The following is a 15648-nucleotide window of genomic DNA, read 5'->3' as shown; positions in this document are numbered from 1 at the left end:
TCATAAAGCTATGATCTTGCGAGCATTTACCGCGCATATACTTGTAAGCAAACGTTTAAGCTACTAATCCCTAAAGCGGTGAGTTCACCCCACCGCATAAGGTTTTTCTAGCGCACTTAAGCCTACACCGTTGCGTTTAATCACTTTAAGCTGAGTAGGAATACGCTCTTTCATGGCTTCAATATGGCTTATCACACCAATCATTTTTCCGCTGGCATTTAAGTTGTCCAGTGCATCAAGCGCCACATCCAAAGTTTCAGCATCAAGGGTGCCAAAGCCTTCATCCAAAAACAGCGAATCGATACTGGTCTTGTGACTGACCAAGTCAGATAAAGCTAATGCCAGTGCAAGGCTCACTAAGAAACTTTCTCCGCCAGACAGGGTTTTTGTGTCTCGCACTACATCACCTTGCCAGGTGTCTAATACACTTAAACCCAACCCTTCGTTTTCTTTTCGAATTAGCTGATAGCGACCGTGTAATTTATCAAGCTGCTGATTAGCAAGCTGCACTAAGTTGTCCAGAGTAAGTCCTTGGGCAAAACGTCTGAATTTGGCGCCGCTGGCCGAGCCAATTAACGAGTGCAGGTAAGTAATATCGTCGTAATAGGCCTCAAACGCAGCCATCTCATCCACAAGCTGTTGCTGCCTTTCGCGGGCTTGATTGTTAGCGCTTAGCTGCTGTTCGATTTGCCCTAAAGAAGATAACAGCGTGTCACGCTGCTGAGCTTGCTGGGTAATTTTCGTATCGAGCCACTGTGCACCGTGCTCATCTAACTCGCTCTGCCACAATGCTGCGTTAGCATGGGCTTTTAGCGATTGTTCGGTAGCTAGCGCGTTTTCTAGCTTTAAGTCCGCTTGTTGTTTTTGCTGAGTTAATCGCTTTTGCAGTTCAAGCAAGGTGTTGCGGGTATCTTCGCCTAAAAGCGCATTGCTAAACGCGTGCTCATCGGCAAATGGGCTGCTCGCCAACTGACGGCTAAAGTGCTCTGTTGCCTCTGAAAGTGCCAGTTCCTTTTCATCTAGTTGTTCATTAAGCTGGGCAATTTCGGCTTCTAAACGAGACAATATAGTGTCCGTTTGTTGTAGGCGAGATTTGCATTCATTTACGTTTCGCTCAGCCATTTCTTGGGCAGCGCTTGCCTTATTTCTGGTTTCAGCAATATTGCCTTCAGGGAATACGGTTGAGCGCGAGTCTCGCAGCGCCTTTAGGCTATTATCTAGCTGCACAAGCTCTTCGCATACGCCCTTAAGCTGATTCTCGGCGCTCTCGATATCACGATTAACCACAAGCAAGGTGCTACTTACCCCTTGCAACTCATCTTTAAGTTTGGCGTGTAGCTGATGATTGTGTTTATAGGTTTTAAGCGCTTCGGCTTTTTCATTTAACCACGTGGCAATTCCATCAATAGACAGATTGTGAATATCAGCACCGTGCGACATCATAGTTTCGCTAAGCGCTAAAATACCATCGTTAACCCTTTTTGTTTTGTTCTCCAACTCTGTATTACGTTCGTTAAATTGCTTTTCCAAAGTTTCGCGCTGCTGCAGAGAAACTGCAAGTTCTGACTGTTTGGCTTGTAGCAACTGTTGCGCTTCATTTTTACCTTTCAGGGCGGTATTTAGAGCTTGCTCGCATTGCTCTATACGCGCTAACTGTGCGCCAATCTCATCAAGACGGGCTTTAAACTGCTCCGTAAATTGAGCGACGCTTTGCGAAGTATTAATGTCGACCTTTTCAAAGCTCGGTATATCAGCGCTAAGTACGCTTGAAATCTGCTGCCACTTTTCTAGCAGCGTATCTCGTTGCCCGCTTGCCTGTTCTAGCTGCTTATTAACCTGAGCAAGAGTGAATTCAGTTTGTGTAACACTTTCTTTTGCCCGCGCCCCTTGCTGCTCAATATCATCTAACTGCTGCTTTAAGCTATCTCGCTTTTGGATAGTTTCAGGTACATCAATAACCACGCTAGACGTGGTGTGCTCGTTTGCCCCACAAACAGGGCATGGCTCGCCAGTTTTTAACTGTGCGCGCAGGTGCGCCACTTCAGCATCCAGGGCGATAAGCGCCTCTATGTCTTTTAAATTACTACGAGTTTGCTTGTAAGCATCAACCAAGGCTTGGCGGTCAGATTGCTGCTGTGCTAGTTGCTTCGCTAAGTCTTCTTTCTGTGCACTCAGCGACACCTTGTCTTGCTCTAGTGCCAAATATTGCTGTTGAATATGCCCTATTTGTAACACGTTATCCCAATGATAAAGCTTGGTATCGCGCTCTTGCTGAAGGTTTGCTTTGCTGGTTGTATTAGCACTATTAGTATCACTTGGTTTGTCAGATAGCGCGGCCTGAAGTACCTTTTCGCACTTGGCCACTTGTGCGTTTTTGTCATCGAAGGTCTGCGTTAACGTGCTTAACGACTCATTTGTTTTTGCAATAGCGTCATCTAGGGATGAAAGCGCCTGACGATCATTCTTTACGCTTTGTGTCAGTGTCTCTAACTGCTTTTTATCATGTTCAATATGGCGCGCCGTTTCGCTCCAGCCACTTATAAATTCCGCTATGCCGCTAAGTGAGTGATGTTCATGTAAGTATGTTTCCAGTTCAACAAGCTTGGTCTTGTTATCTGCCGAAGCGTTTTCGATTTCTGTGCGCTTTAGCGTTAACGCGTTTATTGATTGCCTGACACTCGCCGCGCTTTCGGTTGCTTTTTGCTTTTCACTAGTAAGCTGCGCTATTTGGTTATCTAGCGGAACTACCTGCTCATTTATGCGCTTTTCAAGCTCACTGCTTTGTTGCTTTGTAAGCGCTAGCGCTTGTTCAGCGTTGGTCACTTCCAAACTGAGCTGTGCCTTTTGCGATTTTAAGTCTGGCAACTGGGCTGCTTTCTCTTCAAGCCTTTCTTTATAACGGGTTACGTCTTGCTGAAGCCCGTTTCTTTGCAAAAATGGCAGGCGAAGCTTTTCAGCTGGCTCACTTTGGGTTAGGAGTTCAAGCTCATGCTTCGCCTCATTGATGGCGTTATTCGCGCTCTGCTGCGCTTCACTGGCTTCTTTAATGGAGAGCTCATTGGCGTTAAACGCTTGTTGCCACTGCTGTTGCTTTTGTAACTGAACAAGTGTTTGGTTAGACGTTGCGACTTGGCTCTTGGTTTGTGCTTGTTCTTCTTCAAGCTGGGTGATTTGCTCGTCGCTAAGCAAGGTTACGCCTTCTAGCTTTATCGCAAACTCTTTTTTCTTTTGTTTAGCGTCACTAAATTGCTGATGTACCGCCTGTGATATCTGCCCGTAAATTTCGGTGCCAGTTAACTCTTCAAGCAGCTCCGCTCGGTCGGCCTCGTTAGCATTTAAAAACGCAGCAAAATCCCCTTGCGACAACATCATAGACTTGGTGAAACGGGCAAAGTTAAGACCAGTCAGCTTTTCAATCTCTTCACTTTTCGGCCGCACTTGGGTAGCCAATACCTTGCCGCTTTCAACTTCGGCCAGCTCAACATCGGCACTTTGCAAGTTACCTTCAACTTTCCCTCTGGCCCGACGCATACTCCAAAACGCACGGTATGCTTTCCCCTTAATATCAAACTCAACCTCCGCCAAACACTCCGCCGTGCCGCGGGTCATGATGTCGTTGTTAGACGTTGAAATTGGCCCCAAACGAGGGGTTTGGTGATAAAGCGCTAAACAAATGGCATCAAGCAGCGTGGTTTTACCCGCCCCGGTTGGGCCTGTGATAGCAAACAGCCCATTGTCAATAAATAGCGACTGGGTGAAATCTATCTTCCACTCCCCTTTTAAGGCGTTTAGATTTTTAAGGCGTAAGGTCAATATTCTCATTGTATTACTCGCCTTTATTTTCTGTTGTTTTTGCCAATGAGGTCTCTACTGGTACTTCAGCATCTTCATCATTGGTGTGCACTTGCTCTACTGCTTCATTGAACAGCTGCCTTATCCGGTTTATGCGTGAAGCGCTTTTCTCTGAACCGGCATCTTTCATTGCCCCGGTGGTTTGGTCATCATCTAGCAGGGTTCTTTGTACCGACTCAGTTTGTGCCGACTCAGTTGGTGCCGACTCACTTGTTGTATTATCTTCTATGCTTTCCAATGCCAAACGCGCTTCAAATACATCGTTTACCGATAGTTCGCTAAGCTGGACGTTTTGCTTTTCCGTTAAGCTATTTACCGTGCGCTTACGCTTGCGTTTCAACTGTAAAATCTCAGCGTTTTTCCCTTCTAACAAGCCCTGAATACGCTGCTGTAGATCAGTCAAATAGTCTTCTGTTTCCACTTCAATGCATAACCACACAGGATCTTTAGGGCTAATGGCGTTATCCACTTCGCGAAGGGGTTTATTTATTTCGCTAAGGGCTTTATTTATTTCGCTAAGGGCTTTATCCACCTCGCGAACGGCATCATCTGTTTGAGAAGCTAACGCGATGGCCTTGCTTTTATTAATGTCCGCCTCAATCGCTTGTAAATCGCCTTTTATCACTTCCATGGCCTGAAAGCGCGGTATCGGAAGCGTTGAGATCGTTGGCGTTGTGCTTTCTATTTCAAACGTAACTAACACCACTTGCTTTTGCGTGTTTAGTTCATCAAAGCTGAGCGGTATGGGCGAGCCTGAGTAGCGAATGTGCTCTGTTTTAGCCACTTTCTGTGGCCTGTGAATATGCCCAAGTGCAATGTAATCAGCAGGCGGAAACCCTTTAGCGTCAAAGCCTTCAAGGGTGCCAATGTAAATATCACGCACACTTTCTGACTGACTCACGCCTAGAGCGGTTAAGTGCCCGGTCGCAATAATAGGAATGGCAGCGCTATTTTTACTGCCCTGCTCTGCTTGTTTTTCTTCAATTGAGGCACGTAGTGACAGGGCTTCATTATAAAGCGCCCCGTAATGCTGCTTTATCGCATCGCCTAGTGCTTGACGTTTGTCAGTGGCGCTTTGCCCTGCTTCACTGACAAGCACATCACGTGGGCGAATAAAGGGTACGGCACACAGTACGGCACCGGGCTGCCCCTTGCGATCGTTAAGCGTAATGACTTGTTCACTTAATTCGCCGTATGTACTGGCAATTACGTGGCTATTTAAGTATTTCAGTAGTGCCTTACTTTCGTTTAATACCGACACTGAATCGTGATTTCCTCCCAGCACCACCAATGTACACTGCATGCCCTGTAATTCACCGATAAACGCATGGTAAAGCTCTCTGGCATAGCTAGGCGGCGTGCCCGTGTCGAACACATCACCCGCGACAATAATCGCATCTATTTGATGCGCTTCTACCTGTTGAAGAAGCCATTTGAGGAAGGCGGCATGTTCGTTTTTGCGGCTTTTCGTAAAAAAACTCTGACCTAAGTGCCAGTCAGACGTATGCAATATTTTCATGTAGAAGTGAACCAGGCTTGTTTCATTGGAGATAGAGATGCGCATTCAGTGCAATACGGTTGTTGCCAAGGTGTGTACATAGCTCTACACACCTTAAGGCAACTATAGAGATTTTGTGCTTTTATGACAACGGTTTGATAGCGTGATTGTTCGTTTGAAATAGTTATATCTTCGTACTGCTGTTCGAGAAAACTGATGCCATAAAGCGCGTATTGTGGAATATGCTAGCTTGCTTTGATTAGAGGCCGAGGTAAGCGTAAATTAAACAGGCTGATAGATATTATCCCAGTAATCATCGAGTGTTTTCACTGCATCGTTAAGCGCCCGCGCTACAAAAACATCGCCGTCTTGTTCAACTAGTTCCATGTCCACCAGCTTATTAATAGCGTCAGTAACATCAAAGTCGAGCGCACAATTAAGCTCTTCTGAAAAGTAACTCTCTATCACACTATCAAGGGTGGCTGATGTCATTCCGCCCGCTGCAATCTCGTTTTCTGAAAGTGATGCGCCGAGGGCGGTAGAGTTTTCGGAGAAGGCTACACTACATTTGAGCAAAAATGTGTAGGCCAACAAAGCTTCCTTGCAGTCTTCTTCCTCAGCAGCATCAATTAACGTATGAAACACGCCTGCGTTGTTGTCTAAATTTTTAAAATACAGGTTGTCAGACAAGGCTTTCATAAAGCGTATTTTTCTGTTTTTAAACTTTGTCCATTCCTTAAAGACAAAGCTCCCGAACACCCCCATGCCAATACCAAAAGTTATTAGGCTTTGCTTGGTCAGCTCCACCTCGTCGTCTTTAAAGCCAAGCCAAAAGGCCAGAAAAGACGCCATGAGAAGTAACGAGGCGCCTAACTTAGTCACTAGTACCACGGTGCCACCTATTGCCGCCGATGCACTAATAATCAACTTATCTAGCGGACGCATTTTTACTTCACTGTTTGGAAACAGCATTTCTAAGTCTGCTTTGGGTACGTTTTGAAAAAGCTTTACGATGGTGGAGCCAGGTTTAAAAGTGACAGGCTTTTGCCCTTTCTCTTTGAAGTAGGCTTCATCTTTAAAAGTGATATAAACAGCGACTTTGTCGTAATTGGTAAACGACACCTGCTTTTTTCTTAACCCAAAAAAAGTACGTATAGTTTCTGTTTTTATCGACTCGCCCCGTCGATAAAACACCACATCTTCGAAATCTTCAAAGCTTACCGCAAGGCGCACTTTAAAAAGCGACTCTTCGTTTAATGCTGCTTCTAAATCGTCGTCTGTTACCTTTTCAAAATTTGCCGCATTAAGTAGTTGAGCAAACCCCAGAGAAAATGCTTTTTGGCTTTGCTTTCGCATTGCGTCATTTGAAAGCTGTAAGTCGCGAGTATCTTTATTCGGGTCAAAATGACTGTAGCTATCTTTCAATGCTTCCAATTGCTCATGATACTTGTAGTGAATACGGCTTACCAACAAGGTTGCGAAAGTACGGAAGTCTGCATGCTCGCGAGCCAGCAAATTCTCACACAGGGTGATGACATCGCATTTGCGATAAGGAATAAATCGTTCTAAAGGCATCTAGTGGTCTTATCAGTTTTATTAATAATTTTTCAATACAGATAGTTACTGCACCGTAATAAAAACACAACCATTCTTGGCGGAATTAAGCCCAATGGATAATACGTAAAGCGTAAAATCCGCCTAGTGTCTAAACGAGATTTTTCTTCAATAAAGGTAACCTCTATTAAATGCATTCAAAGTTATGTATACAACTTCAGGAGACGTTATGTTTGTATCAAGCTCTCGATACAATAACGACATATCGGCTCTTAGGGATGAGAGTCAAGGATTGCTTGTTATGCTGGATGCGCTGAAAAGCACAATGACCTATGCCATCTATAGCAATAATGGGCAGTGTACCCACGCCTTTCAAGCGTCACTCAAAAGTCAAAAATCCGCTTCATTTATCGATAAAACCTTTTGCTTGGCTTATTTGACTTAACTAAAAAACTCTCTTCCCTTACAATGCGTCGATGACTTATCCCGTTCCCGCCAAACAGGTTGAAACCCTGTACGAAATAAAAAAAAGCAAATTCATTGCATGTGCTGGCTATGCGAATTCTCGCGAAAGCGCAATGGCGCTGTTAGATAGTGTTAAACAACAGTACCCCGATGCGAGACACCATTGCTGGGCTTATATCTTTGGTAACCCTAATTCTCCCACTAGTGCGGCCATGGCTGATGACGGTGAGCCTAGTGGCACAGCCGGCAAACCCATCTTAAACGTACTTCATCACAAAGATATTGGCGATATCATGATCATTGTTACCCGATATTTTGGTGGCGTTAAATTAGGAGCAGGAGGTTTGGTTCGTGCTTACTCCGCTGCAGCTCAGCAAGCCATTGACGCTCTTGAAGTAAGACAAGAGATTAAACTAGAACCGCTTAACGTGGACATCGATTTTAAACATGAGCAATTCGTACGTCACTTAGTCGAACAAGCCCAAGGGGAGATAGCCAATTGCGATTACGGAAGCAGCGTAAAGATAAAAATAAAACTTCCCTTTAAGGCACTAGAAGACTTTAAAAAGCAGATGGCTCCTATCGCTTTTTCGCTAACGGCAGAGAATGAATAATGCAATTAATATGGGAAACTGCTGATGAATTCACGATCAGCTCTTAGCACCTCACGTGTAATGTTGGCGAAAGCTCTAGTTACAACTAGAGCTTTCCTTTAAAAAGCATAGATTCAAGACTTATTCTTTAAATGTGCCTCGAATAGGATAGTTATTCTCTGGGTTGCGAATAAATTCTAAGCCCGACACGAGTTGCTCTAAGTCTGGACGAACGAACGGCGCGTTGGCGATTTCAGCAATGTGAATTTCGTTATCACCGTTAAGCACAAACAACGCGGGCTCTGCGAAATTGTGATCGGTTTCTTTCTCTGAACGGGGCTCAGAAATATATAGACCTAGTTTTTCCATGTCGCTTTGCGACAACCCGTAAGCAATCGGGAAGTTGATAGACAAGTCGTTAAAATGCTCTTCAAGCTGCTCTTTACTATCGCCGCTTACCGCGACAACATCAATATTGAGCTCACGTAGACGACCTGTGAAATCTTCAAGTTTGTTTAAGTATTTGGTACAAATCGGGCAATGCTTGCCACGATAAACTACTACCATCTTCCAGTCACATCCTTCGCCCTTGTCAGCCAGCGATATTGTCTCGCCAGTTGATAACGTCGCTTTTACTTCAGGAAAAGTAGTAGCTGGGTGCATCTTTTGTGTATACATAAAAACTCCTTAACGATTAATTCAAATCCTTCAGCGTGCGGCTAGCAAATAAGCTGCTCAGCTGCACTTGAACTACACTAGGTAAATGACACTAGGTAAACGTTAGTACGCTCGTCCTAACTTTAAGATCGCCTTTTTGAACAATCGTTCAAGTTTTCGTATAAATACTGTACTTGGTAAAAATAAAAAAGCAGCGCCTAATGCGCTGCTCTACTTGTCACTAACTTAACAGAACGACTGATGATTAATTCACATAGCCTTCATTCGCTTTCACCGTGAGTGGGTGGTACCCCGATTTAGCTTCTTCAAAAGCGCGCTTTGCAAACGCTTTGCCTTCTGGCGTTTTCGAAAGCTCGCGATAAAGGGGCTTAACAAGCTTATTGCGCCCTATCGACACCAAGTAGCTATACAAACGATCAAAAGCAGGCTGATAGTTATTCTCTACTGCGATCATCAGCCAGCTATGCGCAATTTCGTTGTTTTTCGTCGAGGTTAATGAAAATGCTGAATCTAGCTCAGCAAGTTGAGCTTTGCTTAACGATTCGGGCATGTTGTTTAAGAAATATAACCACTCATGTACAGTCCACTGCGCTGTTTCAATATCCGCAGCTTTCACATCGCCCGAAAGCCAAGCGCTTCGTGTCTCATCGATTTTAGTGAAAGCATCAGATTCTGGCTTTGGTGCACCTTGTGGAATGCCTGGTTCAAAGATCCACGTTTGGATGCGATCTGCGTCTAACTTATCTGGGTATTGCTTTAACAAGGTATCATCTAAATAAGCGATAAACGTGTCGGTGGTAATGCTCTTAAAAGCAAAGTCTTTGAAGTATTGCATTAAAAATGCATCAAAGTTTTCGCGACCAATCTTCTGTTCTATTTCACGCAAGAAGAGCGCCCCTTTTTCGTAAGGGATATTAGAGAAAACATCGTCTGGGTTACGGCCTCGAAGATCGATGGCAAGGATCTCGTCGTCTTCTTCTAATGCCGCCACATCGTTCTCTAAGTCTTGATAGCCCAGCACGGCTTCTTTTTTAAAGCGGTCATGCCCGTAGATCATTTCCATAATTCGGTAGGTTAAGTACGTCGTAAAGCCCTCATTTAACCACAGATCGCGCCATGTAGCGTTTGTCACTGTGTTACCAGACCAGCTGTGTGCTAATTCGTGAGCAATTAACGACACCAAGCTTTTATCACCTGCGATAACTGTTGGCGTGATAAACGACAATCGAGGGTTTTCCATACCACCAAAAGGGAACGACGGCGGGAGAATAAGAAGGTCGTAACGATCCCACTGATAAGGACCGTAAGTTTCTTCGGTTACCTCTAACATGGCTTCGGTATCTTCAAATTCTTTTGCGGCGCTTTCAAGAAGTGCGGGCTCTGCATACACACCCGTACGCTCCCCCATGGCCTTAAACTTCAAATCACCGATTGCTAAAGCAATAAGATACGAAGGAATAGGTTGCGGCATGGTGAACTCATATTCACCGTCGCGCGCAGTAGTAGGGTCGTTCGACGCACTCATCACCGCCAATAGTGCTTCAGGTGTTTTAATGGTTGCGTCATAAGTAACCCTTACTTGCGGAGAATCTTGAAGCGGAATAAAGCTTCGCGCATGAACCGCTTGTGCCTGAGTGAACAAGAAAGGGTGCTTTTTACCGGCAGTTTGTGCTGGCGTTAGCCATTGTACGCCAGACGCGTCTGGCGAGGTTGAATACGCTACCGTCACTGAGTCCGCCGCGCCAGGCAGTGTAATTGTAAGAGGCGTACCTAAATCAGCGTCCGCCTCTCCCATTTCAAAGGGAACACTTTCACCCTCAACGGTTACACTCTTAATATCTAGAGCGCGGGTATCTAGTACTAATGTGTTGATTTCAGGCTTTATGCGCTTTACATCAAGAGTTACGTCACCAACTAGCTGCTTGTTCTCAAAGTCAGCAGTTAAATTTAGACTTAAATGGGTAACCTTGACTTCACTTGGGTTCGCGAAAGAATGGTAATCTACGCCAGAGGCAATGGCTGCATCAGCCCGGCTTTCTACTTGAGCATTTTTATCTGTAGCGTTTGAATCTTCGCTTACATTAGCGGCTTGCTCTTTTGCTGTCGTTGCTGTGTCTACATTGCTATTGTCACTGCACGCGAATAACGCAGGCGCGCATACGAATGTAGCCAGTAATCCGTACTTTTTCATATAACTTCCTAAAGGATGATTAATACTAATTTAGTGTATCAAGCTGTTATATGACTGGCGAATCTAATTGGATAAGCACGCCCGCAGCGGCGGGCGTTTCTATCTGTGTTTGTTGGCGTTAACGCCTAAACACGTGGTAGAAAAATTAAGCTAGGCTAATTTCTACTTCAATGTTGCCGCGGGTCGCGTTTGAATATGGGCATACTTGATGGGCAGTATCGACTAAGCTTTGTGCTTGTGCTTTGTCCATATCAGCTAAATCTACCGTCAGTTTAACCGCAATAGCAAAGCCTTGTTCAATGGGGCCAATCGATACGTCACCCGTTACGCTAATGTCATCAGCCAGCTTTATTTTTTGCGATGCTGCCACATGTTTTAACGCACCAATAAAGCACGCCGAATAGCCTGCCGCGAACATCTGCTCAGGGTTAGTACCTTCACCACCAGCGCCACCCAGCGCTTTAGGCGTAGACAATTTAAGGTCTAAATTACCATCGCTTGATTTTGCTGTACCTTCTCGACCGCCGGTTGCTGTTGCTGTTCCGGTATAAACGACTTGTTGAAGTTTATGCATAGTTGCTCTCCTAATTGTGAAATGACCATTTACTTTGCATGCAAAATAAATTAACACCGAACCAAGTTGCAGATCAAGTACTTTGTATGCAAAATATAAATCGTGTTCAAAAAGTAGTGTTAATAAGGGCTAAGTGTTATGTCAGAATTATTAAAGTTGGAAAATCAGCTTTGTCATCGTTTTTATACGCTGTCGAACGCATTCACTCGCGCTTATCGTCCACTTCTCAAAGCATTAGGTATTACCTACCCTCAATACGTAACCTTAATGGCTCTGTGGGAAACCGATGACATCACTATTGCTGAGCTTCTGGAAAAAACGGTGATTGATGGTGGTGCCATGTCTTTGATCTTAAAAAAACTGGAAGAGAAGGGCTTTTTAGTCGTGACTAAAGATGAGGTCGACAAACGCGTTAAGCGTGTTCAGCTTACAAAAATGGGTAAGGAACAGAAAGCCATAGCAGAAGAAGTACCCGCGCAAATGCTTTGCAAGTTCAACGGTATGAGTACAGAAGAAAGTCGAACATTAAAACACCTTCTGGATAAATTGGGCGGCTGCTTCGAAAGCACCGATCTATAAGCCCCTATGTAATCTTATTGTCATCAGACTATTGACGTTTTCTGTTAATATTTTCACATTCAGCGAACAAGTGTGCGCTATACTTGTCATAGACATGCCGATACAAAATTAAGAGGCTCGCATATTTCTACTGAGTATAAAAAACAGGAGACGTGATGACAGACGTGAAAGAACAAACAAAAGCTATTTCTGCCAAAGCTTACTCCGTTTTAGAAGAGTGGTTGAATAGTATTACTCACGGTATTGGCTTTATTGCGGCTATCGTGGGTTTAATATTTATGCTGTACCGCGCTGAAGATACATTAGCGCTAACCACAGCCGCCATTTACGGCTCTACCCTGATTCTCGTTTTTTTAAGTTCCACGCTTTATCATGCAATTTCGCACCAAAAAGCTAAAGGGTGGCTTAAGTTATTCGACCATAGTGCAATATATTTATTGATAGCAGGTACTTACACACCTTTACTCTTGGTTTCAATTGGTGGCGTATTAGGTATAACTATGACTGCTATTATTTGGAGCTTAGCGCTAGGTGGCGTTGCGTTTAAACTTATCGCTCAGCATAGGTTTCCAAAAGTGTCGGTAATGACCTACCTATTAATGGGATGGATTGCTCTAGGTCTTATTTACCCGCTCTATGTCGCTCTGCCAGGCGCTGGACTCTGGTTACTGGTAGCAGGTGGGCTATGTTTCAGCGTAGGCGTGTGCTTTTATGTGGCAAAAAAGGTAAAGTATACCCATGCAATTTGGCATTTATTCGTCATTGGCGGATGCAGTTGCCACTATTTTTCTATTTATTATTTTGTCGTTTAACAAAAGGTTGTAGATAACACAGCTATGCAAGAAGCTGAGAAAAAAGAAGACAGTACAACAGCAAAATCGAATATCGCGTGGTTTTCTCTGCGCGCCGGGCATATATGCCTAGGCAAAAAACCTGTTGAAGGTGATTTTGAAAGACTTAAATCACTTGGCGTGACTCACATTGCTACAGTACAGACCAGCGAAGAAAATGCACCGGTTATTCGGGAACGTTCCATTGCGGCTGGGTTAGAGTGGTTATGGGTTCCTTTTTTACACCCGTCTTCTGAGTCCCCCACCGAAGATGTTCATCTACATCAATACCTTCATGAGTTGTCTCAAATGCTGACTGAGGGAGCTAAGATATATTTACACTGTGACGGTTCGCAGCACCGCTGTAGTCTTTTGTTCTATGCACTTTGCCACTATTGCCGTGTTCCATCTAATAGCGCTTACAATGCGCTACACAGCTTTGGCGCAAGTGCGGCAAATAACCTTAAACGATCCGAGCTCACATGGGCTGCAGAATTAGGGCATATCGCACCTAAGATGTAGGCCACTAAAAGCGCGCGGCAATAATAATACGAAGCCGCGCGTGCTGTAAGGCAAAAACTATTTTAACGTTGGCTTTGGCAGCAGAGGCGAGATAATTTCACCAATACGACGAAACAGCTGCATACGCGTTGTGCCTGAACGCCATACTAACCCGATTTCTCTAAAACCCTGTTCTTCGGCTGGGAAGCTTTTAAGACCAGTGTGTTCAAGAATGGATTGATTTATCGCCAGTTCAGGTAAAAAGGTGTAGCCCATTTTGCTGTTCGCTAGTTGCACCAAAGTATGGAGACTACTTGCTGCTACACTGCTAATTTGGTCGCTATGCTGAAGGTTGCACGCACTTACGGCGTGACCTGTCATACAGTGTTCTTGCTGAAGTAAGAAAATACTCTTTTTAGGCAAAGTTGAAATATCCACTGGGTTAGGCAGTTGTTCGACCATATCTTCATGAGCGATGAGGTGAAATGGGTCGTGCCCCAAAACCATTTGTTTACAGCCAGGAGTTTCCATTGGAAGCGCTAAGATCAATAAGTCTAACCTTCCGTCGGTCAATTGCTGTAGCAACTTCTCTGTGGTGTCTTCTTGCATTTCTAAATTGATCTCAGGTAGAAATGCAGAGAACGCGCCCATCATGCCTTCAAAAAGAAACGGCGCGATAGTAGGAATAACGCCTAACTTTAATGTGCCTCGTTGCCAGTTACCCGCGTTTTGCGCGTACTCCACCAGCTCACCGGCTTCTTGTAGCAGCACTTTACTGCGCTCTACAATATCTAAACCCAATGAAGTAAACACAAACGTTTTGTGTTCACGTTCTAAAAGCTGGCTTCCAAAGTGTTCTTCTAAATTCTGAATAGCCGTACTTAGTGTTGACTGACTCACATTACAGCGCTGGGCTGCACGATGAAAATGTTGCTCTTGATGTAGCGTCACCAAGTAATGCAGGTGCTTAAGATTAGGCCATTTCATGGATATCTCGCAATTATTCAAAAAGGGATTAAAAAATATTGGATTAATCTAACATAAAGATTAAATACAACCTAGGGATGTTACCCGTTCTTAAATACCCTTACAGACTTATATTCTACATCGCGTTTGTACATTCACTCGTTTACTTCTTCTTATAAGAAGCTTTTAAGAATTTACCCTTCCCAGCTGGAAAGCCACTATAAGTAACGTTAGGATTAAATGAGTGCGCCAATTACCACATATTTTTACAGCGAAATAAGACCCGCTCTTGTATCATTCAATCAATTAAGCGATTAACCATTGAGGGCAGTATGAAAGGACATTATAAAAACATATTATGTGTGTTGAGCGACTCACATCGTCAAGATGACACGGTTGCTCAAGCACTGCATATCGCCAAAGCTCACCAAGCCTCGCTTACCATTATGCTTTCTCTCGAATCACTACCGCCTAATGCGAGTATGGTCATGGAGTCATTCTCTTACGTGGACTCTCAGCAAACTATGGAAACTCAGGCTCAGCTTTGGCTTAAGCAGCAGGCAGAGAGCTGGGGTAAACAATATGAAGTGTCGACAGCAGTAACGGTTGGGCACCCGTTGATTGATATCGTTCGCTATGTGATGAACAATAATATCGACTTAGTGATAAAGCGAGCAGAAGAAAGCTTTTTGGATAAACTGTTTGGCAGTTTGGATATGCAACTGTTTCGCAAATGCCCCTGCCCTCTATGGGTTATCAATCACAAACCACGTAGCCAGTATAAAAACGTAGTAGCAGCACTTGATCTTAACTACCACTACCCCAGTCACGAGGTATCAATAAGACGCGACCTTAACCGCGATATATTACGACATGCTAGCCAAATAGCCTTATTAGAATTTGCTCAGCTGCATATTGTTCACGTATTTGATGCGGTACCGGAAAACATAGCCAGAGATGGCTTTATTACCGTCGATAACGACAGGATGGAAACTGACCTAGCGAAAATTCACGCTGAGCGTGAAAAGGAATTAGAGAAGCTACTTTCTGAACTTTCTGATGAACTCGACGACAATGTCTGGGAATACTTACAGCCTAAGAACCACATTGTGCATGGTTATCCACGTCGAGAAATTGCAGCCACGACCACATCGCTAGATACTGATGTAATTGTTATGGGTACAGTATCTCGCTTGGGAGTGCCTGGTTACATCATGGGTGATACTGCAGAAGAGACTATTCACCAGTTAAAATGTGCTGTAGTAGGCGTTAAACCAAGAGGGTTCGAATCGCCAATTTCGCGAGATTGAGCATTTCGTATTAGTTTTACGCTGACTCAAACTAAAAGGCCGCGCTTCGACAGAAGC

The 15648-nt window shown here is 44.3% G+C and carries 13 protein-coding genes; 6 read left to right on the top strand and 7 right to left on the bottom strand.

Annotated features, from left to right (window positions below; genetic code table 11):
- Window positions 1-84: 84 nt before the first annotated feature.
- The 3 genes from V7R55_RS02930 to V7R55_RS02920 all read right to left on the bottom strand — a co-directional run bounded on the left by V7R55_RS02930 (window position 85) and on the right by V7R55_RS02920 (window position 6925).
- Window positions 85-3822 carry an AAA family ATPase gene (locus tag V7R55_RS02930; RefSeq protein WP_334057203.1) on the bottom strand — a complete coding sequence of 1246 codons (3738 nt, stop codon included), beginning with the start codon at window positions 3820-3822 and terminating at the stop codon, window positions 85-87.
- A 4-nt stretch (window positions 3823-3826) separates the two neighbouring features.
- Window positions 3827-5371 (bottom strand): exonuclease subunit SbcD, encoded by a 1545-nt coding sequence (gene sbcD / locus V7R55_RS02925; RefSeq protein WP_334057202.1) that lies wholly within the window; start codon window positions 5369-5371, stop codon window positions 3827-3829.
- A gap of 261 nt (window positions 5372-5632) precedes the next feature.
- Entirely contained in the window at window positions 5633-6925 is a 1293-nt protein-coding gene (locus V7R55_RS02920; protein WP_334057200.1) for a TMEM143 family protein, read from the bottom strand.
- A gap of 208 nt (window positions 6926-7133) precedes the next feature.
- Between V7R55_RS02920 and V7R55_RS02915 the strand changes: the two genes are divergently transcribed.
- Together V7R55_RS02915 and V7R55_RS02910 are read left to right on the top strand one after the other, a co-directional pair.
- Window positions 7134-7349 carry a hypothetical protein gene (locus tag V7R55_RS02915; RefSeq protein WP_334057198.1) on the top strand — a complete coding sequence of 72 codons (216 nt, stop codon included), beginning with the start codon at window positions 7134-7136 and terminating at the stop codon, window positions 7347-7349.
- 31 nt (window positions 7350-7380) lie between these two features.
- Window positions 7381-7983, top strand: coding sequence for a YigZ family protein (locus tag V7R55_RS02910; RefSeq protein ID WP_334057197.1), 603 nt, complete (start codon window positions 7381-7383; stop codon window positions 7981-7983).
- Window positions 7984-8103: 120 nt separating this feature from the next.
- Here the strand turns inward: V7R55_RS02910 and V7R55_RS02905 are convergent, their stop codons facing one another.
- From V7R55_RS02905 to V7R55_RS02895, 3 genes are all read right to left on the bottom strand, one after another.
- Entirely contained in the window at window positions 8104-8640 is a 537-nt protein-coding gene (locus tag V7R55_RS02905) for a redoxin domain-containing protein (protein ID WP_334057195.1), read from the bottom strand.
- Between the two features lie 244 nt (window positions 8641-8884).
- The gene (locus V7R55_RS02900) at window positions 8885-10831 is read right to left on the bottom strand and encodes a M1 family metallopeptidase (protein ID WP_334057193.1); all 1947 of its coding nucleotides are present in this window, start codon (window positions 10829-10831) and stop codon (window positions 8885-8887) included.
- Window positions 10832-10976: 145 nt separating this feature from the next.
- Window positions 10977-11405, bottom strand: coding sequence for an organic hydroperoxide resistance protein (locus V7R55_RS02895; RefSeq protein ID WP_334057192.1), 429 nt, complete (start codon window positions 11403-11405; stop codon window positions 10977-10979).
- Between the two features lie 138 nt (window positions 11406-11543).
- Here V7R55_RS02895 and V7R55_RS02890 point away from each other — a divergent pair, with 138 nt between their 5' ends.
- From V7R55_RS02890 to V7R55_RS02880, 3 genes are all read left to right on the top strand, one after another.
- The gene (locus V7R55_RS02890) at window positions 11544-11984 is read left to right on the top strand and encodes a MarR family winged helix-turn-helix transcriptional regulator (RefSeq protein ID WP_334057190.1); all 441 of its coding nucleotides are present in this window, start codon (window positions 11544-11546) and stop codon (window positions 11982-11984) included.
- Between the two features lie 155 nt (window positions 11985-12139).
- Entirely contained in the window at window positions 12140-12796 is a 657-nt protein-coding gene (trhA, locus tag V7R55_RS02885; RefSeq protein WP_025256398.1) for a PAQR family membrane homeostasis protein TrhA, read from the top strand.
- Between the two features lie 24 nt (window positions 12797-12820).
- Entirely contained in the window at window positions 12821-13336 is a 516-nt protein-coding gene (locus V7R55_RS02880; protein WP_334057187.1) for a hypothetical protein, read from the top strand.
- Window positions 13337-13393: 57 nt separating this feature from the next.
- Here V7R55_RS02880 and V7R55_RS02875 read toward each other — a convergent pair whose 3' ends face one another.
- A complete protein-coding gene (locus tag V7R55_RS02875) occupies window positions 13394-14302 on the bottom strand; it encodes a hydrogen peroxide-inducible genes activator (RefSeq protein WP_334057185.1) in 909 nt (302 codons plus the stop codon).
- Between the two features lie 311 nt (window positions 14303-14613).
- On the opposite strand from V7R55_RS02875, the gene V7R55_RS02870 reads away from it, so the two are divergent.
- A complete protein-coding gene (locus tag V7R55_RS02870; protein ID WP_334057183.1) occupies window positions 14614-15591 on the top strand; it encodes a universal stress protein in 978 nt (325 codons plus the stop codon).
- Window positions 15592-15648 lie beyond the last annotated feature (57 nt).

The sequence above is a fragment of the Alteromonas sp. S005 genome, assembly GCF_036864475.1.
Classification (GTDB): domain Bacteria; phylum Pseudomonadota; class Gammaproteobacteria; order Enterobacterales; family Alteromonadaceae; genus Alteromonas.
This window is presented reverse-complemented; position numbering and strand designations above follow the sequence as displayed.